General features: G+C 44.8%; 20 protein-coding genes. 3 read left to right on the top strand and 17 right to left on the bottom strand.

The annotated features are described in order from the left end of the window. Nucleotides 1-109: 109 nt before the first annotated feature. From ABDV94_RS00790 to ABDV94_RS00775, 4 genes are all read right to left on the bottom strand, one after another. The gene (locus tag ABDV94_RS00790) at nucleotides 110-1,972 is read right to left on the bottom strand and encodes a nucleoside-diphosphate sugar epimerase/dehydratase (protein ID WP_343603936.1); all 1,863 of its coding nucleotides are present in this window, start codon (nucleotides 1,970-1,972) and stop codon (nucleotides 110-112) included. Nucleotides 1,973-2,037: 65 nt separating this feature from the next. Further along, nucleotides 2,038-2,748 carry an SDR family NAD(P)-dependent oxidoreductase gene (locus tag ABDV94_RS00785; protein WP_343603935.1) on the bottom strand — a complete coding sequence of 237 codons (711 nt, stop codon included), beginning with the start codon at nucleotides 2,746-2,748 and terminating at the stop codon, nucleotides 2,038-2,040. After that, the gene (locus ABDV94_RS00780; protein ID WP_343603933.1) at nucleotides 2,733-3,605 is read right to left on the bottom strand and encodes a GNAT family N-acetyltransferase; all 873 of its coding nucleotides are present in this window, start codon (nucleotides 3,603-3,605) and stop codon (nucleotides 2,733-2,735) included. Before ABDV94_RS00780 ends, ABDV94_RS00785 begins: the two co-directional genes overlap by 16 nt. Next, entirely contained in the window at nucleotides 3,593-4,657 is a 1,065-nt protein-coding gene (locus tag ABDV94_RS00775) for a hypothetical protein (protein ID WP_343603931.1), read from the bottom strand. The genes ABDV94_RS00780 and ABDV94_RS00775 overlap by 13 nt, the downstream gene beginning before the upstream one ends. Before the next feature lie 370 nt (nucleotides 4,658-5,027). On the opposite strand from ABDV94_RS00775, the gene ABDV94_RS00770 reads away from it, so the two are divergent. After that, nucleotides 5,028-5,480: a CYTH domain-containing protein gene (locus ABDV94_RS00770; RefSeq protein ID WP_343603930.1), complete on the top strand. Its 453-nt coding sequence runs from the start codon at nucleotides 5,028-5,030 to the stop codon at nucleotides 5,478-5,480. A gap of 54 nt (nucleotides 5,481-5,534) precedes the next feature. Here the strand turns inward: ABDV94_RS00770 and ABDV94_RS00765 are convergent, their stop codons facing one another. The 7 genes from ABDV94_RS00765 to rpmH all read right to left on the bottom strand — a co-directional run bounded on the left by ABDV94_RS00765 (nucleotide 5,535) and on the right by rpmH (nucleotide 11,443). Then, on the bottom strand, nucleotides 5,535-6,188 hold the full coding sequence (locus tag ABDV94_RS00765) for a hypothetical protein (protein WP_343603929.1): 654 nt from the start codon (nucleotides 6,186-6,188) through the stop codon (nucleotides 5,535-5,537). 9 nt (nucleotides 6,189-6,197) lie between these two features. Then, complete coding sequence (locus tag ABDV94_RS00760) at nucleotides 6,198-8,342, bottom strand: TonB-dependent receptor (protein WP_343603927.1); 2,145 nt, start codon at nucleotides 8,340-8,342, stop codon at nucleotides 6,198-6,200. Nucleotides 8,343-8,445: 103 nt separating this feature from the next. Then, on the bottom strand, nucleotides 8,446-8,775 hold the full coding sequence (locus ABDV94_RS00755; RefSeq protein WP_343603925.1) for a hypothetical protein: 330 nt from the start codon (nucleotides 8,773-8,775) through the stop codon (nucleotides 8,446-8,448). 90 nt (nucleotides 8,776-8,865) lie between these two features. Continuing rightward, on the bottom strand, nucleotides 8,866-9,507 hold the full coding sequence (locus tag ABDV94_RS00750) for a hypothetical protein (protein ID WP_343603924.1): 642 nt from the start codon (nucleotides 9,505-9,507) through the stop codon (nucleotides 8,866-8,868). Then, the gene (gene ltaE, locus ABDV94_RS00745) at nucleotides 9,504-10,529 is read right to left on the bottom strand and encodes a low-specificity L-threonine aldolase (protein ID WP_343603922.1); all 1,026 of its coding nucleotides are present in this window, start codon (nucleotides 10,527-10,529) and stop codon (nucleotides 9,504-9,506) included. The genes ABDV94_RS00750 and ltaE overlap by 4 nt, the downstream gene beginning before the upstream one ends. A gap of 124 nt (nucleotides 10,530-10,653) precedes the next feature. Beyond that, nucleotides 10,654-11,112, bottom strand: coding sequence for a hypothetical protein (locus ABDV94_RS00740; protein WP_343603920.1), 459 nt, complete (start codon nucleotides 11,110-11,112; stop codon nucleotides 10,654-10,656). A gap of 172 nt (nucleotides 11,113-11,284) precedes the next feature. Further along, nucleotides 11,285-11,443 (bottom strand): 50S ribosomal protein L34, encoded by a 159-nt coding sequence (gene rpmH / locus ABDV94_RS00735; RefSeq protein ID WP_309281852.1) that lies wholly within the window; start codon nucleotides 11,441-11,443, stop codon nucleotides 11,285-11,287. 189 nt (nucleotides 11,444-11,632) lie between these two features. Here rpmH and ABDV94_RS00730 point away from each other — a divergent pair, with 189 nt between their 5' ends. Next, entirely contained in the window at nucleotides 11,633-13,450 is a 1,818-nt protein-coding gene (locus tag ABDV94_RS00730) for an ABC transporter transmembrane domain-containing protein (protein ID WP_343603918.1), read from the top strand. 153 nt (nucleotides 13,451-13,603) lie between these two features. On the opposite strand, the gene ABDV94_RS00725 is transcribed toward ABDV94_RS00730, so the two are convergent. The 6 genes from ABDV94_RS00725 to ABDV94_RS00700 form a co-directional block, all read right to left on the bottom strand. Beyond that, nucleotides 13,604-14,947: a YHYH protein gene (locus tag ABDV94_RS00725; RefSeq protein WP_343603917.1), complete on the bottom strand. Its 1,344-nt coding sequence runs from the start codon at nucleotides 14,945-14,947 to the stop codon at nucleotides 13,604-13,606. Nucleotides 14,948-15,101: 154 nt separating this feature from the next. Then, nucleotides 15,102-16,121, bottom strand: a complete 1,020-nt coding sequence (locus ABDV94_RS00720) for a cytochrome c peroxidase (RefSeq protein WP_343603916.1) — start codon at nucleotides 16,119-16,121, stop codon at nucleotides 15,102-15,104. A gap of 5 nt (nucleotides 16,122-16,126) precedes the next feature. Beyond that, nucleotides 16,127-16,792 (bottom strand): MbnP family protein, encoded by a 666-nt coding sequence (locus tag ABDV94_RS00715; protein WP_343603915.1) that lies wholly within the window; start codon nucleotides 16,790-16,792, stop codon nucleotides 16,127-16,129. Continuing rightward, nucleotides 16,789-17,235: a hypothetical protein gene (locus ABDV94_RS00710; RefSeq protein WP_343603914.1), complete on the bottom strand. Its 447-nt coding sequence runs from the start codon at nucleotides 17,233-17,235 to the stop codon at nucleotides 16,789-16,791. The genes ABDV94_RS00715 and ABDV94_RS00710 overlap by 4 nt, the downstream gene beginning before the upstream one ends. Beyond that, nucleotides 17,232-17,504 (bottom strand): hypothetical protein, encoded by a 273-nt coding sequence (locus ABDV94_RS00705; protein WP_343603912.1) that lies wholly within the window; start codon nucleotides 17,502-17,504, stop codon nucleotides 17,232-17,234. The genes ABDV94_RS00710 and ABDV94_RS00705 overlap by 4 nt, the downstream gene beginning before the upstream one ends. 18 nt (nucleotides 17,505-17,522) lie before the next feature. Then, nucleotides 17,523-18,026 (bottom strand): RNA polymerase sigma factor, encoded by a 504-nt coding sequence (locus ABDV94_RS00700; protein ID WP_343603911.1) that lies wholly within the window; start codon nucleotides 18,024-18,026, stop codon nucleotides 17,523-17,525. Between the two features lie 296 nt (nucleotides 18,027-18,322). On the opposite strand from ABDV94_RS00700, the gene ABDV94_RS00695 reads away from it, so the two are divergent. After that, on the top strand, nucleotides 18,323-20,848 hold the full coding sequence (locus ABDV94_RS00695) for a gliding motility-associated C-terminal domain-containing protein (RefSeq protein ID WP_343603909.1): 2,526 nt from the start codon (nucleotides 18,323-18,325) through the stop codon (nucleotides 20,846-20,848). The last annotated feature ends 1 nt before the right edge of the window (nucleotide 20,849 follow it).

The following is a 20,849-nucleotide window of genomic DNA, read 5'->3' as shown; positions in this document are numbered from 1 at the left end:
TTTTGATCCATTTATGAATTGAATTCGTTCAAGGGGAAGAAAAAGATTCAACGGTTCCGTCCGTTCATCATCATGTTTGAACTTTTCAACTTTTGAGCAGACCAAAGCCTCATTCCTGTTTTTTATCCAGTACACTATATTCCGAATTATTGGAAAGAAATTCCGGCACGATCTCCTTCATTTGCTTTACCAAAGACAAGTTATCTATTTTTCCGACAGCACCCACCAGCGCTTCGATCGTCTGCATGACTTCTTCTTCCAAATCCCTCTTCGCAGCGATGAGGATTTTCGGGTGATGGGTTTCCTGCACGTTCTCCGCATCATTAAGCAGCTCTTCGTACAACTTCTCACCGGGTCTCAGTCCTGAAAAAGTAATTTCAATGTCTTTCCCCAGTTCCAGTCCCGAAAGCTGAATCATTTTTTTAGCAAGATCAACGATTTTCACCGATTCTCCCATGTCAAAGACGTAGATTTCACCTCCGTTCCCCATCACTCCGGCTTCCATTACCAACTGGCACGCTTCCGGAATGGTCATGAAATAACGCGTAATGCGCTCGTCAGTTACCGTCACAGGTCCACCCTGCTCAATTTGTCGTCTGAACAACGGGATAACAGATCCGTTTGAACCGAGTACGTTCCCGAAACGCGTGGTAATGAACTGTGTCTTTCCTTTGTTTGCTTCCTGTGCAATGATCTCCGCAATCCGTTTGCTGGCCCCCATCACATTGGTCGGGTTGACTGCTTTATCGGTGGAAATCATAACAAATTTGTAAACTCCCGTTTCATTGGAAAGGTCTACGAGGATTTTCGTTCCCAATACATTGTTCCGCACAGCTTCCGAAGGGTTCAATTCCATCATCGGCACGTGTTTGTATGCTGCCGCATGGAATACCCAGGACGGTTTGAAGCGTTCAAATAACAGGCGCATGCGTTCCTGATCACAAATATCTCCGATCACAATTTCAAATTCCGGAATATCTTTCAGCTGCTTCAGCTCAAATTCGAGGTCGTAAAGTGCAGATTCTGCCTGATCCAATAATACCACAAGCTTCGGATGGTATTCGAGTACCTGGCGTACAATTCCAGAACCGATCGATCCTGCCGCACCGGTAATGAGTACTACCTGATCTTTCAGTGAGATTGATAGCTGTTCCTGGTTCAATACGATCGGGGTACGACTCAATAAATCCTCGATATTCACCTGTGCAATCTGCTGGGAAGTAAATGCTCCGTTGATCCAGCTTTTCGGGCTCGGTACTTTCTTCACTTCCACGCCCGCACCGATACATTTTTCAACGATAAATGTGCGTTTCTCCGGAGCCAGGTTCTGAATGGCAATGATCACCTGAGAAATGGTGTTTTTTGACAGAATATCTTCCAAACGCGAAGTATGAAACACTTCCGCGCCTTCAATCCGTGTTCCGGAAATCCGTGTATTGTCGTCCAGGAAACCAAATACTTTGAAGTGGATTCGTGCATCTTTCTCAATAATCCGCTTGGCAATCAGTCCGGAAACTCCAGCTCCGTAAATCAATACGTTCTTCTGCTCACGATCGGATTTCACTGATTCCAGGTACAGCAATTTGACCACAAAGCGCGAAACTGCCATCAGGAAGAAGCAGAAAACGTATTCGATGATGATAATTGAAATCGGAAAGAGGTAATAATTATCGATCCAGTAATAACGCACAGCACCGATCAAGACAAAAATGACCGATGTGGTCGTAATTGCCAGGAACAGGCGTTTAAAATCGGAGGTTGACGTATGTCGTACAATTCCCTTCTGAATTCCGAATGAAAGGAATACAATCAATCGAACGAGAAAGAAAACGATGACCGAATAGCGCACAATGGTCAACTCGCTATACCACATTTCGGCGTCTGCTTTGATATCGAAACGAATCAGGTACGCAATCAATAACGAAACTGCAGAAATCACCAAATCAATGCACACGATTACCCATCTGGGCATATTTTTCTTTGGAAATATCACGATTCAGAATTCATTTTTGAGCATTACAAATTTAACCGAAAATATCAGGTAAACAAGCCGCCGTTCAATGAAATGGTCTGACCGGTAACATAGTCACAGGAATCCTGCAGCAGCCAGTCGATCGTTGATAAGATGGTTTCTACACCTCCCAGTTTACTCTTCGGGATTTGTGCAATAATTTGTTGTTGCAGTTCTTCGGACACTTCTGAAATCATTCCCTGGTCGAAATAGCCAAGAGCCAGCGCATTACAGGTGATTGGCTGACTTGCCAGCTCTTTTGCAATGGTTTTGGTCATTCCCAAAACACCGGCTTTGCTTGCTGCGTATGCAACCGTTCCGGGCACTCCCGTTTGTGCTACTACTGACGAAATATTGATGATCCGGCCATAATTGTGGGTGCGCATGGAAGGAATCAATCCGTGGGAAAGGAGAAAAGGCGCTGTCAGGTTCACGGCGATCACTTCATTGAAGGCTAAAGGAGACAGTTTCCAACTCATTCCATTACGGGAAATCCCGGCGTTATTGATCAGCACATCTACCCGTCCGAAATTCGCAAGAACAGTCGAAATCAAGCCAGCTACCTGGTTTTCGTCTCTCAAGTCGGCTTTGAACCAGGCATGTTCACATTCCACATCAAAGGGTTCCTGCTGAAACGTATGCAATGCCAGTCTGACATCCTGCTTTTCAAAATGTTTGACCATTGCAGATCCCAGTCCTCCGGTTGCCCCGGTGATGAATATTACTTTTTTGTCCATTTATCTCTCAGCATTTTTAAAGTGCGCCACCAAAAAGGCGCATGGTTCCAGCTCAAATGCGAATATACGACATCTTCCGCCCCGAAATTCAAATTGAACCGTCTGACCGATTCTGCATTCGACCCTCCGAAATCGAAGGTTTTCCCGTTCGCATGCGTATAATCGATTGCTGTAATCATCAATTTATACATCCCGCCCTGCTTTTTTGCTTCTTCCGTTGTTGTTCCTTTCAGATAAAGCACCGTGGAATCGGTTTCGAGCATCCAAATTCCTCCCAGCCAGGTTGATTCATGATACAACGAGAATTGTTCCAGGCGCAAATCTTCGTAACGCTTTACGAGTTTCTCCAAAATTCCAAGCGTCTGTGCATTGATTCCATGAATGCGGTCGGCAAGTTCCGTTTGCAACAGGTTCATCATTGCCGGAATAGTAATTTCCTGCACCACCTGGAATTCTTTTGCTTTGCTGACGGAACGTTTTGCCTGCTGGTTCAGTTTCAACATTCCGGGATTGAGCCGCTGATACACGCGCTGTCCCGGTTTGAATCCTTTTCCGACCTGCAGATCGGCTACCTGGAAACGCGTTTTTAATGTCTTTATTATATCTGCTTCCGGCACCGGCTCACCGATCCATTCCATGAAACGATTGAAAAAAGGAGTCACCAGGATCGTTACACCGGCTTTTACTACGTACGGGCAAGCCATTCCGGACATTTCACCGTCTGCATACAAAATCAGCCAATTTTCGGATGTTGCATCCAGGTAAACAGATTCTGAAAACACCGATGCATTGTTTTGCAGAACCAGTAAATCCCACTGTTCTTTTATTTCCTTCGAATCTGCTGTTACGAAATGCATGCGGAGTAATTAACGAATTCAACCTGTCGTTTCGTATCTGCGATGAATGATTCCAGTCTTCGGAGCGAATACTGTGTCATTCCTTTCGGATGGCCGATCACCACAAAGGTTTTCGCATTGAGTGAACGGTAATATGTTGCCTGTTTGTGCAGCATGGAGGCATAATAACCATCCGAACTGACGTGATTCCAGGTTTTATTCAGAAGGACGGTTTTTTTTCTTCCCGGCTGGGCCAGGAACGATCCGTCTCCGATCATTTTATGTGCTTTCGGATTCAGCCTTCCCAGTATGTACAAACGCCAGTAAAAAAGCGGATGAAATTCCCAGGAAGCAATCGGAACCTCCAGAAAATAACCGGCCGGGTCTTCTTTCACTACATCTGACTGAAAGCGGTAGGGATTCGTAAATGGCCGGATCTTCGTGAAATCGAACTGGTAATGCTCCGATTCGAATTTTCCTCCCGGAAAGACTGTCGAATCGCACACGATCTCCAATTCCCGGAATACTTCTTCAATCTGCGAAAATGGCTGGATGCACCAACCTCCCGCACGGTAAGTCGTTATTTTAGTTCCGGTCAGTCCGGTCAGAAAACCGTGGTATTTCCGTACGATGCGTTCTGCTTCCAAATCCGGAAAATCGGCCAGTTTGTAGGCTCCGTCTGTCACCACTACCCATTTTTCACCGTCGTAGCTGGATTTTTCCCAATGCGGGTGAATGTGGAGCTGCACTTCGCAATCAAGTGCTTTCATTTCCAGGAGCTGTGCTGCAATTTGATTGAAATCGGTCTCCAGTGACGGAAACTGATCTTTGAATTCATAGAGTTTGATCAGGAATCCGACGTCTACAAAGAAGACCATTGGAATCTGAAATTTGCGGGATAGTTCCAACAGACGGTTGGTCGGCTCAATCATACATTTTTGAACGCTTCCGGTTGCTGTTCCGAAGAACAATTCATAGTCGAATGTCAGAATTACCTGCATGATGCGAAGATAGTCCAAATTGACAATAGACAAGGGGTTCTGTGAATTGAAAAATTGGCTTGGTGGTTTCATGTTCGCAATATTGCGTCCAGCCCTTGCTGTCACTGGGCTAATAGATGCATGTCTATCCGTATTTTCCAGATAATATTCCAAAACCCCGAGTCACCCAGTATTCCTTTGTCCGACTACTTCCGTATAAGTCTGGAAGAGCATTAAAAAATCTGTAGATACCTGCTACCACTGGTCAAATCCCGCACGTGCGGGATCCGTATTTTCTCACGCCATTTTCAAAATCTATCGTACATTAGCAAAACCCGGACGCCGAATTTTAGCACATTGAAGAGTCACAAGTCAAGACCGATCAGATTTCGTTGGATCAACGTCTTTTCTCTGTTTATCCGGACTCTTAAAGTCTAAAAAACGAGATCCTAATATCCAAAAAATGAAAGAAATCGAACGCAAATTCCTGGTCAAAGACGAATTGCTTGACGTCGTTAAATACCTTCAATCCAAAAAGATCAAGCAGGGATATATCTCCGATTCGGATGGAAAAACGGTTCGTGTGCGTACGAAGGGAGAAAAGGGATATTTGACCATTAAGGGAAAAAGTAGCGGAATTTCGAGGGATGAATTCGAATACGAAATCCCGTTTGAAGATGCCAGTCAATTACTCACTGATTTTTGTCCGAAATTTCTCGAAAAAGAGCGTTTTGAATTGATTATAGGCGAAAAAAAGTGGGAAATCGACCTGTTTCACGGAAAACTGGAAGGTTTGATCATTGCCGAACTGGAGCTGGAATCAGAAGATGAAGCATTCGACCTTCCCTCCTGGATTCAGGAAGAAGTCAGCAACGATCCACAGTATTACAATTCCAACCTGATTCAGAAAGCGTAAAAAGGGCACTTCGACTCCGCTCGGTGCCCCCGCTCAATACTGACAGGCCTTTGCTTATTTGCCCAATTCTTTTGCAATTTCCCCGAAGAAGTAGTTGCACGTGCTTCTTCCCCACCAATACGGCTTGTCCACATCGGTGTTGGTAATCAGGTCATACTTGGCCTGCGCTTTTTCGAAATACGTTTTGGCATTCTTTGCTCCTCCGCCAAACATTTTAGGTGTGTAAAATGTTGCTATTCCTTTCAGCAGGTAGATATGCGGATCGTTTTCATTCACGGCTTTCGCAGCTTTCAGGTTATCCTCGAAAATCTTCCCGTATTTCTGCCAGCGGTTTTCCGGATCTGCCCCGATGCGGGCATTTGCAACCATCGCTTTCATGATGAATACCTCGTCTTTCAGCGGGCATTTCTCTTCCAGTTTTGCCAATTGTTCTTCCGCCTGGTCAACAAAAGCATCTTTGATCGCCAGTGACGGCTCAAAATAGGACATCTGGATACACGAATAGGCGTAATAATAGACTGTCATCCAGCTTTCCGGGTATTTCTCTTTCAAAACCGCCAACTGGTCTGTTTTTGCTTTCCACGCTTCCGCCGTGTGTAATGAATCAAAATCGGCACAAACGGGAGCCAAATCTTTGATTACTGCATCATCCTGGGCATTTGCTTGCAGTGTAAATGCCAAAACCACTGATAAAAGTATCTGCTTCATAAGCTCAAATTAAAGTTCATCTTTGTTAAATTCCTTCAGCGACATGTTGAATCCGAAGAACAGGTTGAAATAGAACGGAGGTTTTACTTCATACCGCTGGCTTCCGTCATAACTGTATCTGTACCCCAATACATTGTGCTGGTTTGTAATGTTATCTAAACTAATGTAAAAGACGGTAAACATCTTCTTAATCGTTGTCAAATATGCTGCCGTAAATGCCAGGTTGTGGTAGTCAGGCGAACGATCTCCCAAAAAACGTGGGTTTGCCGGGTTGTAATACGGACGACCGCTTGCATAGCTGTATGTCAGGGAGAAACTCGTCTGCAATTTCATCGAGAAATACTTCATCACCACATTCAGGTTGTGATCCGAAACATAATCCGGGGTCACTTTTGCGATGTAATTCTGGTACAGGCGTTTGGTGTCGATATAACTGTATGAAATCCAGTAGTCAAAGTTCTTGATCGATTTTTTATCCCTCCAGAACACATCGATTCCCTGGGCATAACCAGAACCGCTGTTGTCGACCATTCCATAATTGAAGCGGAAGGCATTCGGCGTGTAAGGAACTCCCTGTTCGCGCACCAGCTGATCATACGATTTGTAATATCCTTCAAGGCGGAAAATCCGGTTTTTGGCAATGATCTGATAATTTGCCATCAGGTGAAGTGCTTCCTGGAAATCCGGGCGGTAGCCCTGCATCAGGTAATTTTGAGACGCCAGCTGGTAAAAATATCCCGAAGCAAATGAAATCTGGCTTGTTTTACCCGTTTTCAGTGCCATTGCCAGACGCGGAGACACATTTCCTTTTGCCAACAATTTGGAGTATTCCACGCGAACGCCCGGTTTGATTGCAAAATTCCGGAACGGGATAATGTCTGCTTCCACATATCCGGCGCTCAGCATTTCTTCAAACTGTCCGCGCAAGGTATCAAAAGTCTGCTGGTACTCAAAATGCTGTAATTCCGACCCGATCAACAATTTGAAGCGATTTCCGGGAGTGTAAACCAATTCTGCCCGTCCCTGAACGCGCTTGTCGTCGCGGGTAGAAACCAAGGTGTCCCAGGTAATATTGTCGTCGTTATTACTCAGGGAAAACCCCGTGTAATAAGTCCACTTGTCGTTGATTGCGTTCTTAAAGGTCGTATTGACATAGGTATTCTGGTTCTTCAACCCGAAACGCATGGTTTGTCCTGCTGCTCCCGGATTCGGGATTTCCAGTCCGGAACTGTTATAGCTTTGGTTAAATGTCGTTTTGAACATACCACGCGTAGACGTTTTCGCCACATAACGCCCCGAAAAACCAAATCCCTGGGGAGCTTCGTAAAATTTCACATTGGCTTTTGCCAGAGCTAAAAACGGAGACAGGTTTTGGTAAAATCCGGTAAATTCCACCGCGCTGTTTTCCATTAATTTCGAACCTCCGAGAAAAAGTCCGGCGAAATTCCCTCCGATATTGATATTGGTTTGTTCCGGAAGATCCAGCGTACTCAAATCCAGCACCGAAGAAAGTGCTTGTCCGTAACGCGCCGTGTAACCTCCTGTACTAAAGGCTGTTCCTTTGAATTGAAACGGATTGAAACGGGTTCGCTGTGCCACGCCAGGAACAGAACTTCCGAAGGCGTTTTGAGCAACCAGTCCGTCGATGATAAATGAGGTTTCGCTGACATCTCCCCCACGCACCATCAAACCGGTTTGATCACCACCGTTTCGCTGTACACCGGGCAGTGTTTGGATGGCTCCGGCAATATCTCCCTGTCCTCCGGCTGTTGTCACAATATCAAGCGGGTCGAGGATTGCAACTGCCCGGTCGTTTGAAGCCGACATCGTTCCGGCTGAGATCACCACTTCCTCGATGGCCCTCGCCTGGCGCACTTTGACATGCTGAATCACAGGAGTTCCGTTCAATGTGATGGCAACCTGTTGTTCTTCGATTTCATCACCGCGAATCAACAAGGTTTGTGCACCGCTGGCCTTGGTCGTCAGCTTGTAATACCCTTTTTCGTCTGTTTGGGCGCCATCTGTTGTTCCTTTCACGAAGACAGTCGCCATAAAAACCGGCTTTCCACTTTGGTTCAGCACCGTTCCCTCAACCGTAGTTTGAGCATTCAGGAATAGTGGCATCAGCCCGATAAGTAATAGTAAATACTTCATAATCATTCAATACAGTGGCGAAATTAGGTCAAAAAGCAGTTACTCCGGTACGCAAATCGGTGAATTGCCCCTCTCAATCGGTCAAAGATGCATTCCGAAAGGCCTACAACTTATCGCTTTCCAAATCGGTTTTCTGTGTATCAAAAACACTCGACCCGATCCGAATCGTGAACCACTCCAGGAACAGTTCCAGTGTTGGTTTCGGGTATTCTTCTTCGGAATCAACCACTGCCAGACATTCATTTTTCATGATCTTCTTGAAATGTGCTTCGATCAACGGTTCGTATTCAAAAAAATCTTCTTCAATCAAATACAGGTTCCCTTCCAGTTCATCTGATTCGTCAAAATCAAATTCCGGATCGTGTTGTTTCGCCCAATCGCAAAAAGCCTGTTTCGGTTCTACGTAAATGTACCCTCTGTTTACTACTCTCATATTCTTCTTTTTAGATTTCAGGACTTCGGGAGGCAGGAGGCAAGACCTTATCGTGACTCTGAAAATCTGGTCTCTTGACTCCTAACTCGTTTAGTCCTGACTCTTTTTTAATTCTTCTAATTCTCCTTCTTTCATCACCGACCAGCGTGTTTTGCTTCGCGCCGGAATTTCGACCACGTAGAGCCAATTCTGATCTTTTTTCTTCTCATTCAGTAATTCAATCACCCGATCTGCCGGAATAACCGATTTTGATTCCATGTACACCAAATCGTTCACCCCAACCAGGAAAAGCGAGTTTCTGCTTTGTTTTTTAAACTGTGACCCCACACGGTAGGAAATACATTTCGGCCCATAACAGTCAATCCAGTTGAAAAAGGCATTTTTTGTCCGCAAACTGTCTTTGAACGCATAATGAAGTGCCACCAGGCTGTCTTTTTGGTTCAAGAGATACCATTTCTCCAGTTTGGAAGGACCAAAGCGATCCGGGAAAAGCAAGCTATCCAGCTTGAACCAGGAAGCATCTTTGTATAAGGAATCAAAAGCTGTGAGGAAATACGCACTCTGCGGTTTTTCGTCCTGTATTTTTGAGATTTCTTGCGGTTTGTCTACATCCTTGAACTTATCGGTCGTATGGGAAATTTCATCCAGCGTGAGCGTCTCTTTTTTAGAATCCGTGCACGATACGAACGACAAGACCAGGACAAAACAAACAATCGGGGCAAGTGATGTCATAGCTCTTTCAATTTCTCAATGGTACGTGCAACCTGATCTGCAGAAATATCCAGGTGTGTCACCAAACGGATCATTCCCGGGCCAAATGAGGAGACTTTGATCCCTGAATCAGCCAATTTTCCGATATAGAAATCGCGCTTAGATTCTTCTTTCAGAATCAGTACCACAATATTGGTTTCGACCGGCAAACTGTTCTCAACCCAATCGCAAGTCAAAAAGGCTTCTTCCAGCAAGCGGGCATGTTTGTGATCTTCTTCCAGGCGTACGACATTATTCTTTAAGGCAAAGAGTCCTGCAGCGGCTAAAAATCCAGCCTGGCGCATTCCGCCTCCCATCACTTTTCGTACTCTTCTGGCCTGATGGATAAATTCCGTGGTTCCGAGCAGCAAGGACCCAACCGGAGCTCCCAATCCTTTGGAAAGACAGATAGAAATCGAATCAAACTGGGCAGCGTATGTTTTCAGGTCCACTCCATTCAATGCAAGCGCATTGAACAAGCGTGCTCCGTCGAGATGCAGCGGAATATGTTTTTCTTTTGCCAGTCGGGAGATCTTTTGAATTTCGGCAAAGTCGTAAACAGCACCACCTCCGCGATTAGCTGTATCTTCTAATGAAATCAGTTGTGTCACCGGAAAATGCACGTCGTCCGGCATAATCCATTTTTCGATCTCGCTGGCAGTCAGCCTTCCTCTGTTTCCCTGGAGCAAACGAACGGATGCACCGGAATTTTTAGCAATTCCTCCTCCTTCGTATTTGTAGACGTGGCTGTCTTCGTGACAGATCACTTCTCCTCCGGGTTTCACATGAATGTTGATTGCAATTTGATTCGTCTGAGTCCCGCTTGCACAAAACAAGGCCGCCTCTTTTCCGAAAAGCTGTGCGGCAAAGTCTTGTAATTCATTCACTGCCGGGTCTTCTCCATACACATCATCTCCTACAGAAGCTCCAAACATAGCTTCAAGCATTGCTTTGGAAGGTTTGGTAACCGTATCGGAGCGAAAATCGACAAAATCAGGATTCATTCTTTTTTTTGAAGCAAACTTATGTCAATTACTTCTATAATTGATCGCAATTGTGCTTTTTTTCCATTTCCCCCATATGAATGGTTGAAAAGAATGATTTAAACGCAGTAGGATGAACCGCTTACTACCTGCGGTATCCTCCGGTTGTTTTTTTCTCCTCCGAAAATTTCATCCCGTAGATCAGTACAAAGTTGTTTTCTGCTTCCTGGTCGATCGCTCCGTCTTTAATCAACTGGTTTTCCACGATGCATTTGGCCACTCCTTTTTCGGTCGGCATTCTCGGACTAATCTCGCACTGTTGTTTGTCGTTGAAAAAAGTCACCTGATAGTAAGTCACACGCCCGTTCGGGTTGGACTTATTCACTCTATTCGGATTGTTGAAATCGAGAAACTGCCAGTTCATCAACACGGTTCCGTTCATGGATTTGATCGTATAAACCGGAGCACCGCCACCTTTCTTTTCAATGATTGCATATGGTGCTTCGTCTACACGAATCGTATCTTTATCAATTGTCACTTTTTGTTTCTGGGAAAACACCAGGGAAGAAATACTGAGTGTTAACAGGAGTAATAGACTTTTCATCGGTTATTTATTTGATTGATTTGAATTGGTCTGCAAAAATAAAAAAATACCGAAAATCATCCCTTTCAGGAAAAATGATTGTATACGGCAAACCACCGGGCATAAAAAAACCATCTTCCAGTAACTACTGAAAGATGGTGTAATATCTTTTGCAAGAAACGTTTCCCGGCGATTAACGCTTGTGGAAAGGCTCGTCAGAAACTGTCAGTTTCTTACGTCCTTTACGGCGACGTGCTGCCAATACTTTACGTCCGTTCTTAGTCGCCATACGGCTACGGAATCCGTGCTTGTTTCTTCTCTTTCTTACAGACGGTTGAAACGTTCTTTTCATGATCTATCTCTTTATTCGAATGTTCTTTATTGCTATTCCCAAATCCTGGAAATGTCAGGCATTTGTCAGAATGGGGTGCAAAGATAGGTAGATTTTCCAATTTTTCAAGTTTTAATCGAAAATATTCGAAAAAAAAGTTTGTTAAAGGTTCTCTCCTATTACTTTTGTAGCACAAAAATAGGAATAAAGATGTTGCGACCAAAACAAGCTAAGAAAGAACGGATTCATCTCACTCGTGACAGCTATAAAAAAGCGCGCAAACTCTTTCACTATTTAAAGCCTTATCGTTTTGAATATGCGATCGGCTGGATCTTCCTGGTCTTATCTACTTCGGCAGGTCTGGTCTTCCCTATTTTGCTCGGACAGCTCCTCGGATTAAGCAGTGGTTCTCAGACCAGTATGGCTGAAGCCATCAAAGCGATCGATTTATCGAACATTTCAACGGTTGCAGTGACTCTTTTCACTTTGTTTGGCGGACAAGCTATTTTCAGCTATTTCCGTGTCGTATTATTTACAAATGTTACTGAAAAAGCCCTGCGTGATTTGCGTTATGACGTGTTCCAGCGCATGTTGCACCTACCAATGGATTTCTTCAACCGCAATACAGTCGGGGAACTAACCAGCCGTATTTCGTCCGATATTACTCAAATCCAGGAAACCCTGCGGACAACTGTAGCGGAATTTTTCAGACAAATTGTAATGGTTGTAGGAGGAATTGCCTACCTGACTTTTGTTTCCTGGAAACTTTCGTTGATCATGCTTTCTACGGTTCCGGTCATTATGATCGTAGCTGTTTTATTCGGAAGGTTCATCAAACGTTTATCTAAAGATGCGCAGGACCAAACAGCGGCTGCCAATGCCATTGCAGAAGAATCGTTGACCGGAATCGGGAACATCAAGGCGTTTACAAACGAAAATTACCTCATCAAGCGTTTCAAGTCTTCTATTGAAGAAATCAGACGTTTGAATATTAAAAGTGGAATCTGGAGAGGATTATTTATTTCTTTCATGGTCTTCTGCATGTTCGGTTCCATTGTATTCATCGTATGGCAGGGATTATTGATGACTCAGGGAAGACACCCGGAACTGTCACAGGGAGATTTGTACTCATTCCTGATGGTAACCTTATTAATGGCAGCAAGTATCGGTTCGCTTCCTGAATTCTACACCGGAATTCAAAAAACAATCGGTGGAACGGAAAAACTGATGGATATCATCAACGAAATCAGCGAAGGTGAATTGTTCCATGGGACAGACAAACCTGAAATCGACGGTTCAATCCGTTTCGAGAATGTTCATTTCTCTTATCCGCAGCGTGCCGAGGTAGAAGTATTGAAAGGCATCTCCTTTGAGCTGAACAGGAATGAAACCCTGGCTTTGGTCGGAACTTCCGGTGGTGGTAAAACGACTATTTCCTCCCTGGTTCTGAATTATTACAAAGTAAACAAGGGTGCTATTTACTTCGGAGATACCAATGCCGATACGATTGACATCAAGTACCTGAGAAAACACATTGCGATTGTACCGCAGGATGTACTCCTTTTTGCAGGAACGATCTTCGAAAACATTGCATTCGGAAATCCGGACGCCAGCGAAGAAGCGATTATCAGTGCCGCAAAACAAGCCAATGCATACGATTTCATCACCAGCTTCCCTGACGGATTTAAAACACAGGTCGGAGACCGTGGAATCCAGCTTTCAGGCGGACAAAAACAACGTATTGCCATTGCAAGAGCCATTCTGAAAAACCCCACCATCCTCATCCTCGATGAAGCAACTTCTGCTTTGGATTCGGAATCCGAAAGAGTGGTTCAGGATGCATTGGAAAAACTGATGCAGGGACGCACGTGTATCGTGATTGCCCACCGTTTGAGCACCATCCGAAACGCAGATAAAATTCTGGTATTGCAGCAAGGGAAAATCGTGGAAAGCGGAAATCACTCTGATTTGATGGCTACCAGCGGTGTTTATTCCGATTTGGTCAAGATTCAGGTGAATCTGGGGTAATTTACTGATTTTCAGATCCGTCCCAATATTGGGAATTCGGGTTTTCCCAATTTCGGGAAACCACCCTTCACAAAAGTGAATTGGAAATCAATCAATTACAGACAAAAAAACGCAGACTACGCGAGCCTGCGTTTTGATATAATCTTCAATCACTCATTTTACAATGAGCAACTTCCGGGTAATGGAACTACCTGAAGTTTTTATGCGAACAATGTAATCCCCGGCGTACAGCGTTTCAGTATTAAAAAAGGTAATCGTACTTCCGGCAGGAATGAGTTTGTCCATTACTTTTCGCCCCGAAAAATCTGTCAATTCAACCGTCAGGTTTTCTTTCACCAAACCATTTACCTGGATGGTGACCAAATCAGTTGCCGGATTCGGGAAGAGTTCGATATTCAGATTTTCCAGCTCCGACTGCGACAAACCACTGGTTGCAGGAGTGTAAGTCGTGGTGGTCTCTCCTACTGAAGTAACTCTCGAAGCCGTTTTGTTTCCATAAAATGTCGGGCCCACCACATACGGATAAGCCGAATTCCAGTTTTCATCTACCGTAGCGAAATAACAGTAAGTTCCGGCAGGATACTCCGGCGTAACACAAAAACGTCCGTTGTGAATATCGAGGTAATCTGCACTTACCGGTGCTGTGAATTCATAATCTTCACGGAAATATCCCAACGGATAAGTCGAGCTGACATTCGGACCTGCAGTTACCGAACTTCCGTCATAATAGGTATTTCGAACCGTGATATTTCGTAATGAAAAAGAGGATTTAATCCGTACAATTCCTCCCGTACCGTCCGCATTTTTGTAACCGTATGCACCGTAAATCGGGAAACCATCATAAGCAAAACCGATCAACGGAGAATGTACCGTGCTGTCAATCGCATATAAACCATCGGAATCATAGAGGTTGCAGACAGTCGAAATCACCTGCAGATCCAGATCAAAAGCACTCGGATTCTGGTGGTGATGGTAATTTCCCATTGCCGGGTGACCTTTCGCACAATCGAAACCTCCAAGCTCTGCGACTACCGCATCTCTGTTCCACACTCCGTCTCCACTTCCTCCCAAAGGGCCGCCTGCCGGTGAATTCGTGGAGTTTTTCCAGGAAACGCCATCAGCGTAATCAAACAGGGCGACTCCATTGATAAAAATCCCAATGTTTCCCATATTTGTTGAAGTAGGAGTTCCCATATTCTGAGAAGGATTCAGTGGAATTTTAAAAATAGCATTCTGGTCACTCGCCTGACTGGGATTTCCGGGGAAAGGTCCTGTTGGATAAGAAGGAATTCCGTGCGTCGTGACATACACCCACGAAGCGGAGTATTGAACCAATTGTGTGTTGACAGGAATATTATCCTGAATCGGTGTTGAATTTCCGCTCACATAATGACTCCCTGTAAGCGAAGTATTCTGAAGCCAGGACGTGACTGCCGGCCCCTGGGAAAAGGAGATCCCGGTCGAAAAAGCCAACAGGATCGCTGAGATATTTTTCATAACAAGTACAGTTTAGAAAGTTAGACGACGTTTTTGGTTCATTCCTTCGTACAGATGAAAAAAAACGATCCGCTCATCATTACTGACAAACGGATCGAACCCATCTTACGCAAAATTGATAGGCTAATTATATGCTATCCATTCAGGACAAAGTCTATAAAACTCTCGGATATTGAAATTGTTTATTGGTCAAAAAGGTGTTGTCAGTCAATGTTTTCAAAAAGGCAATCACCTGAGTTTTCTCTTCTTCCGATAGCCGAATCCCGTTCCGGAGCTGCGGTGCCAGTGTGGGAGAAGAATGTATATCCGAGGAATAATGGAACAAAACCATCTGCAAACTACGATACCTTCCGTCGTGCATATACGGTGCTGAGCGTTCGATATTCCGCAGTGTGGGAACTTTGAACTTCAGGGAATCTGCTTTTTTCCGGGTCACTTTCATCCTGCCGATGTCCATGAGAACAGAATCCGGAGCCAGGCCGTTATTCTGGAAAGTCTGATTGGTAAACAAGGGTTCCGAATGACAGGAAGCACAATGCTGTTTGAAGAGTTCATATCCCTTTTGTTCCCGTTCGGTGAAGGCTGCCATGTTGTCTCCCCGCATCACCCGGTCGTATTTCGAATCGGAACTAACCAGTGTGAGCATAAACTGGGAAATGGCTTTCAGAAAACGTTCTCCGGTAATGTCTTCGCTGTGAAAAGCAGCGCGGAACAAACGCCGGTATTTCTCCTGACGGGAAATCTTTTGGATGACATGCGGCAATTTCTCATCCATTTCCAGATGATTTTCCAAAGGGGCAAGCGCCTGCATATCCAGGTGATTAACCGCCCCGTCCCACATAAAACTTTTGCCCCAGGCCAGATTAATCAGTACCGGAGAGTTACGCGTCCCGATCCGGTCTTTGACCCCATGACTCAGTGCATGATCAATGTGTGTAAATGCATTATACGGCGAATGACAGGAAGCACAGGAAATCATGCTGTCTACAGATAAAACCGGGTCATAAAACAAGGTTCTTCCCAGTTGGATCGTTGCTGAATCCAGTGGATTTTTACGGAAATTGTATACCGGTTCGGGCCACGACTGCGGAAACAGTGCTTCTTCTCTATGCAGCAAAAAAGAGCAGGCGCAAAACAGGAGTAGCAAAAAGCAATATGTATCGATCCGCTTCATCTTCTTTACTCAAAACTTTGACTTAATACCAAAGCCAGTTTGGCCGCGGTTTCTGACGGTGACATCAAATGACTCAGATGCTGCATATCAACCTGGCGGATAAATGCTTCCAAATCCAGCAGAACAGTCAACTGATTTGTTTTACCAACCGGAAAAACCACGGTTTGATACGCTTTCTGTATCCCGGAATAGCCTCCTAAATGGTATTCAAACGCATGATCCCGGGCAGTTGAAAAAGATGCATAGCCTTCCAGCTTGCAATTGATATAACCGCTTTGCCAGGCCCAGTACATGCCGTTCACCGGATCCAGATCATCTCCGAATGCACCGGAAACGTTGGTTAAACTATCAATTCCAAAACCAAAGCGGAAAGCCGAAAAACCGGTTTTGGCACAAGGCAGATTCCAACTCAGGCTCTCCGGAAACTCCAGGTCAAGCAAGTGAAAAGGCTTCGGATCGGAGCAGATCACTTGGTTTCCATTGACCAGTTCCGGGTTTGAAATATAGAATTTCACGGTTTTAAAGACTATTTTTTCCTGTGTCACAGAGTCTGTAAGGGTATCGTTCAATGCCAATGCCCGGTCCTGATACGTCACTTGAAACTTAACCCCGACCTGTGCATTCAATCTAATAGCCAGGAACAACAGCACCAAAAACAGTCCGTTTCTCATGGTCGTTTCGGTTTCATCCGGCGGGTGAATAATTGAGCAATCTCTTTTTGAAGCGCTTTGAAATAAACTTTCTGTTCCGGCGTACACACCTGTTCGATCTCTCGAAAATGCTGCAAGTGAATCTGTTCGATATTTCTCTGAATCTGAGCCAAATCTTCGATTATTGAATCATTGTCTTTGCGGTTCAGGTCAGCATACAATTCATTCTTCTTTTGAATCAATAAGGCTTCCTGCTCCCGGATTCCCTGCTGGTGCTTCCGGATCAGGGCATCGTATTTCACTTCTTGCTCCGGTGTAAAATGCAGACGTTCAATGATCTCGTTGCGCGGACCTTCAAAACGTGGTCGTGCAGGTCGAACTCCCTGGAACAAGGTAAATAGCAGAACACCGTTCAATAACAGCAAAACGCCCGAGATCACCTGATAAAATCGGATTCTGCTCATTGGTAAATTTGTTGTGATTCGACCAAATTCAACTGCTGTACCAAATCATCCTGCCGCTCGTGCTGATGGTGATTAAAGATCCAGATATTCAGCCCGATCAGCACCACCATTCCCATGGCGCAGCCCCAGGCCATTTTTTTGGACACACGCAATGAGAACTGCTCTTCCAGTTTGGCCTGGATCCGCGTAAACAAAAAAGGCGTCGGTTCCACCCTTTTTATCTGACGAAGCATTTCATCCGTGGTGTTCATATTTGTTCCGTTTTCCATATTAGACGACATTTCTATTCAACTCCTTCGTTCATTCAATAATTTTTCCAGATTTCCCTTTCCACGGTGAATCAACGATTCAACCGCCTTGGCATTCAGGTTCATGATTTCGGCAATCTGAGGCACAGACAACTGCTCGATTTTATTGAGGATCAAAGCGGTTTTCTGATTGTCAGGCAGTGCATGAATGCAGGTAAAAATGAATTCGGTTTCTTCCCTGTTCTCCATCAGCACCCCGGGATGCGCAAATTCCACGGAATCGTAATCATTCAGGGGTGATGTAAACCACGAAAACCGTTTCTTGCGTTTTTTTGCTTTGATAAAATCCAGTGATTTGTTGATGGTGATCCGGTAAATCCAGGTTCCATGACCGGAATCCTGCCGGAAAGATGCCAATGAATGATGTACCGCAACGAAAACATCCTGTGTAATTTCCTCCGCGTCATGCACGTTCTGAACGTATTGTAAAGCGAGGTTAAATACCTGCGGAGCATATTTTTCATACAATCGTTCCAGCGTCATTCGTTCAGTTCAAGTAACTCTTAGAACGGATGTTTCCGGGAAAGTTTAATTGCAAAGAAAAGATTTAAACCGAATGTTTTTTATAACACATTCATTTATTGAAAATTAACCATTTAGAGAGGAGTTCACTAAATCTTGTCATTTCATTACAACATAATAACCATTTCATAACATCGCACATTTAAAATTTTGACTATTTCGCCCTATCTTTGCGCCGGAAAATTGAATTTGTCCTCCTTGATGCACAAAGATGTTGCTGAAACCAGATTCAATTAGAGTTTTTTTTCATTCACAAAATGCGTTTGTTTGGCGTACTTGTTAGTTTTTTCATCGTTTTTTCATCGCGATCCTATTCACAACAACTCATCATCAATGAGGTTTCCCAGGGAACCGGTTCTGCCGAATATGTAGAATTATTGGTGATCGGAACCCCAAGTTGTCAAACTCCGACTCCTTGTATGGATTTGAGAGGGATTGTTTTGGATGACAACAATGGTTATTTCGCGGCCGGAAGCGGTACCGGAATTGCACAGGGAGCTATTCGCTTTGCCAACAATACTTTTTGGAGCTGTATTCCACAAGGAACAATGATCGTTATCTACAACGAATCAGACCGAAACTCAGCTATTCCACCGGATGATTTAAGCATGACTGACGGAAACTGCCGCCTGATTATTCCGGTAAGTTCCACGCTATTCGAAGGACAAAGTACCAGCCCTACTTCCAGCAACAGTTCTTACCCTGCAAATGCCAGCTGGTTTGCCGGTGCGGGATCCTGGAACCAGGTTGCAATGGCCAATTCAGGAGATTCTTTCCTGATTTTATCCAGCATTACTGCCAGCACACCTTCTCATGCAGTGAGCTACGGAAACAATTCAAACAATACGATCATTTATTTTTCAGGTGGAGCAAGCGGAAAAGTTTTCTCCATGACGAACAATACGAATAACAACCCATCATTACAGGCTAACTGGACATCGGGGAATGTTGGTACGGATGAAACTCCGGGAGCAGCAAACAATTCTGCAAACAGCGCGTGGATCGCTTCAATGAACCCGCAATGTGGGATCGCTAACGTACTTCAGGCAACAGCTACCTCAACTCCTACGGGATGTGGTTCTACCTGTACCGGAACGGCAACTGTAACTGCTTCAGGAGGAACTGCCCCGTATACGTATTCCTGGTCTGGAAGTTCTGCAACCACAGCAACACTTACAGGTTTGTGTGCCGGAACCTACACAGTAACCGTTACAGATGCCGGAGGATGTTCGATCACTGCACAGACAACTGTTACAAACAGCTCAAGTACTATCGCAGTTACAGTATCGGCAACCAATGAAACGTGTCAGAATGCCTGTAACGGATCGGTAACTGCCACGGCTACCGGCGGGACAACTCCTTATACTTATTCATGGACAAACACAACTGCAACAACAGCGACTGTTTCAAACGTGTGCCCGAACACATATGTGGTAACCGTAACGGATCAAAACGGATGTTCGGCAACAGCACAGGCTGTAGTTGGAAGTAATCCGGGAGTTTCCGTAACAGCTACGGCGGTAAATGAAACATGCCAGGGTGTTTGTGACGGTTCTGTTTCAACAACGGTTTCCGGAGGTTCTGCTCCTTACAGCTATTCCTGGTCGGTTCCTGCAACAACAGCAAACATTACCAACCGATGCCCGGGAACGTACTCCGTAACGGTAACAGATCAAAACGGGTGTACCGGAACTGCTCAGGCTACTATCTCAAGCGGCACCGGGATTTCCGTAACAGCAAGTGCGGTAAACGAAACATGCCAGGGGGCTTGTGACGGATCTGTTTCTTCAACAGTTTCCGGAGGTTCTGCTCCTTACAGCTATTCCTGGTCGGTTCCTGCAACAACAGCAACGATTACCAATCAATGTCCGGGAACATATTCCGTAACGGTAACAGATCAAAACGGGTGTACCGGGACTGCTTCCGGAACTGTTTCAGCAGGAACAACCATGCAAGACCCGACGATCCAAACAACAGGTCCATTCTCCACTTCTGATGCTCCGGTTCAATTTATTGCAGCAAGTAACGGCGGAACATGGGCCGCTGATTGCGGAGCTTGTATCACTTCAGCGGGAGTATTCAATCCGCAGACTGCAGGAGCAGGAACATACCAGATTTGTTACTCTGTTGGCGCGGGAGCTTGTGCTTCACAGGACTGTCAAACAATCGTTGTAACGGGATGTACTCCACAAACAACCAATGAGTCTCACTCCATCTGCCCGGGATCAAGCTATACGTTCAATGGCCAGACATTTACAACTGCTGGTTCATATCCGTTCCAGTTCACAGGACAAAACGGGTGTGACAGTACACATATCCTGAATCTGTCTTTTTATCCCGTTACCCCGACTTCTCAGGACATTACACGCTGTGAAGGTGATTCTGTAAACGTTCAGGGAACATGGTATTATGTATCGGATAATGTGGTCGTGAATATTGTTGATCAAAACGGATGTCCGACGACTCATACAACTCACATCGTGTTTGAAGACTGCAGCGTGGAAGACTATGCAGTATATATTCCGAACATTTTCACTCCAAACAACGACAATATCAATGATTTCTTTGCGATCAGCATTACAGGTGGTTTCCTCGAAGAAGGATTTATCGTTAACCGCTGGGGAAATCTCATCAAAGAATTCTACCACGATGAACTAACCTGGGATGGAAAAACCAAAGAAGGATTCATGGTTCCGGATGGTGTTTATACCTACGTGCTTGTTGTCAGTAACTCAGTAGGTACAAAAACGAAATACAACGGATTTGTGACGGTTGTCAGATAAA

The sequence above is a fragment of the Fluviicola sp. genome, assembly GCF_039596355.1.
Taxonomy (GTDB): Bacteria; Bacteroidota; Bacteroidia; order Flavobacteriales_D; family Crocinitomicaceae; genus Fluviicola.
The sequence above is the reverse complement of the archived record's forward strand: the minus strand, read 5'-3'. Positions and strand labels throughout refer to the sequence as shown.

Excerpts from the sequence above, each read along its gene's own strand:
- ABDV94_RS00790 (WP_343603936.1), bottom strand. The coding sequence starts at position 1,972 with ATGCCCAGATGGGTAATCGTGTGCATTGATTTGGTGATTTCTGCAGTT.
- ABDV94_RS00785 (WP_343603935.1), bottom strand. The coding sequence starts at position 2,748 with ATGGACAAAAAAGTAATATTCATCACCGGGGCAACCGGAGGACTGGGA.
- ABDV94_RS00780 (WP_343603933.1), bottom strand. The coding sequence starts at position 3,605 with ATGCATTTCGTAACAGCAGATTCGAAGGAAATAAAAGAACAGTGGGAT.
- ABDV94_RS00775 (WP_343603931.1), bottom strand. The coding sequence starts at position 4,657 with ATGAAACCACCAAGCCAATTTTTCAATTCACAGAACCCCTTGTCTATT.
- ABDV94_RS00770 (WP_343603930.1), top strand. The coding sequence starts at position 5,028 with ATGAAAGAAATCGAACGCAAATTCCTGGTCAAAGACGAATTGCTTGAC.
- ABDV94_RS00765 (WP_343603929.1), bottom strand. The coding sequence starts at position 6,188 with ATGAAGCAGATACTTTTATCAGTGGTTTTGGCATTTACACTGCAAGCA.
- ABDV94_RS00760 (WP_343603927.1), bottom strand. The coding sequence starts at position 8,342 with ATGAAGTATTTACTATTACTTATCGGGCTGATGCCACTATTCCTGAAT.
- ABDV94_RS00755 (WP_343603925.1), bottom strand. The coding sequence starts at position 8,775 with ATGAGAGTAGTAAACAGAGGGTACATTTACGTAGAACCGAAACAGGCT.
- ABDV94_RS00750 (WP_343603924.1), bottom strand. The coding sequence starts at position 9,507 with ATGACATCACTTGCCCCGATTGTTTGTTTTGTCCTGGTCTTGTCGTTC.
- ltaE (WP_343603922.1), bottom strand. The coding sequence starts at position 10,529 with ATGAATCCTGATTTTGTCGATTTTCGCTCCGATACGGTTACCAAACCT.
- ABDV94_RS00740 (WP_343603920.1), bottom strand. The coding sequence starts at position 11,112 with ATGAAAAGTCTATTACTCCTGTTAACACTCAGTATTTCTTCCCTGGTG.
- rpmH (WP_309281852.1), bottom strand. The coding sequence starts at position 11,443 with ATGAAAAGAACGTTTCAACCGTCTGTAAGAAAGAGAAGAAACAAGCAC.
- ABDV94_RS00730 (WP_343603918.1), top strand. The coding sequence starts at position 11,633 with ATGTTGCGACCAAAACAAGCTAAGAAAGAACGGATTCATCTCACTCGT.
- ABDV94_RS00725 (WP_343603917.1), bottom strand. The coding sequence starts at position 14,947 with ATGAAAAATATCTCAGCGATCCTGTTGGCTTTTTCGACCGGGATCTCC.
- ABDV94_RS00720 (WP_343603916.1), bottom strand. The coding sequence starts at position 16,121 with ATGAAGCGGATCGATACATATTGCTTTTTGCTACTCCTGTTTTGCGCC.
- ABDV94_RS00715 (WP_343603915.1), bottom strand. The coding sequence starts at position 16,792 with ATGAGAAACGGACTGTTTTTGGTGCTGTTGTTCCTGGCTATTAGATTG.
- ABDV94_RS00710 (WP_343603914.1), bottom strand. The coding sequence starts at position 17,235 with ATGAGCAGAATCCGATTTTATCAGGTGATCTCGGGCGTTTTGCTGTTA.
- ABDV94_RS00705 (WP_343603912.1), bottom strand. The coding sequence starts at position 17,504 with ATGGAAAACGGAACAAATATGAACACCACGGATGAAATGCTTCGTCAG.
- ABDV94_RS00700 (WP_343603911.1), bottom strand. The coding sequence starts at position 18,026 with ATGACGCTGGAACGATTGTATGAAAAATATGCTCCGCAGGTATTTAAC.
- ABDV94_RS00695 (WP_343603909.1), top strand. The coding sequence starts at position 18,323 with ATGCGTTTGTTTGGCGTACTTGTTAGTTTTTTCATCGTTTTTTCATCG.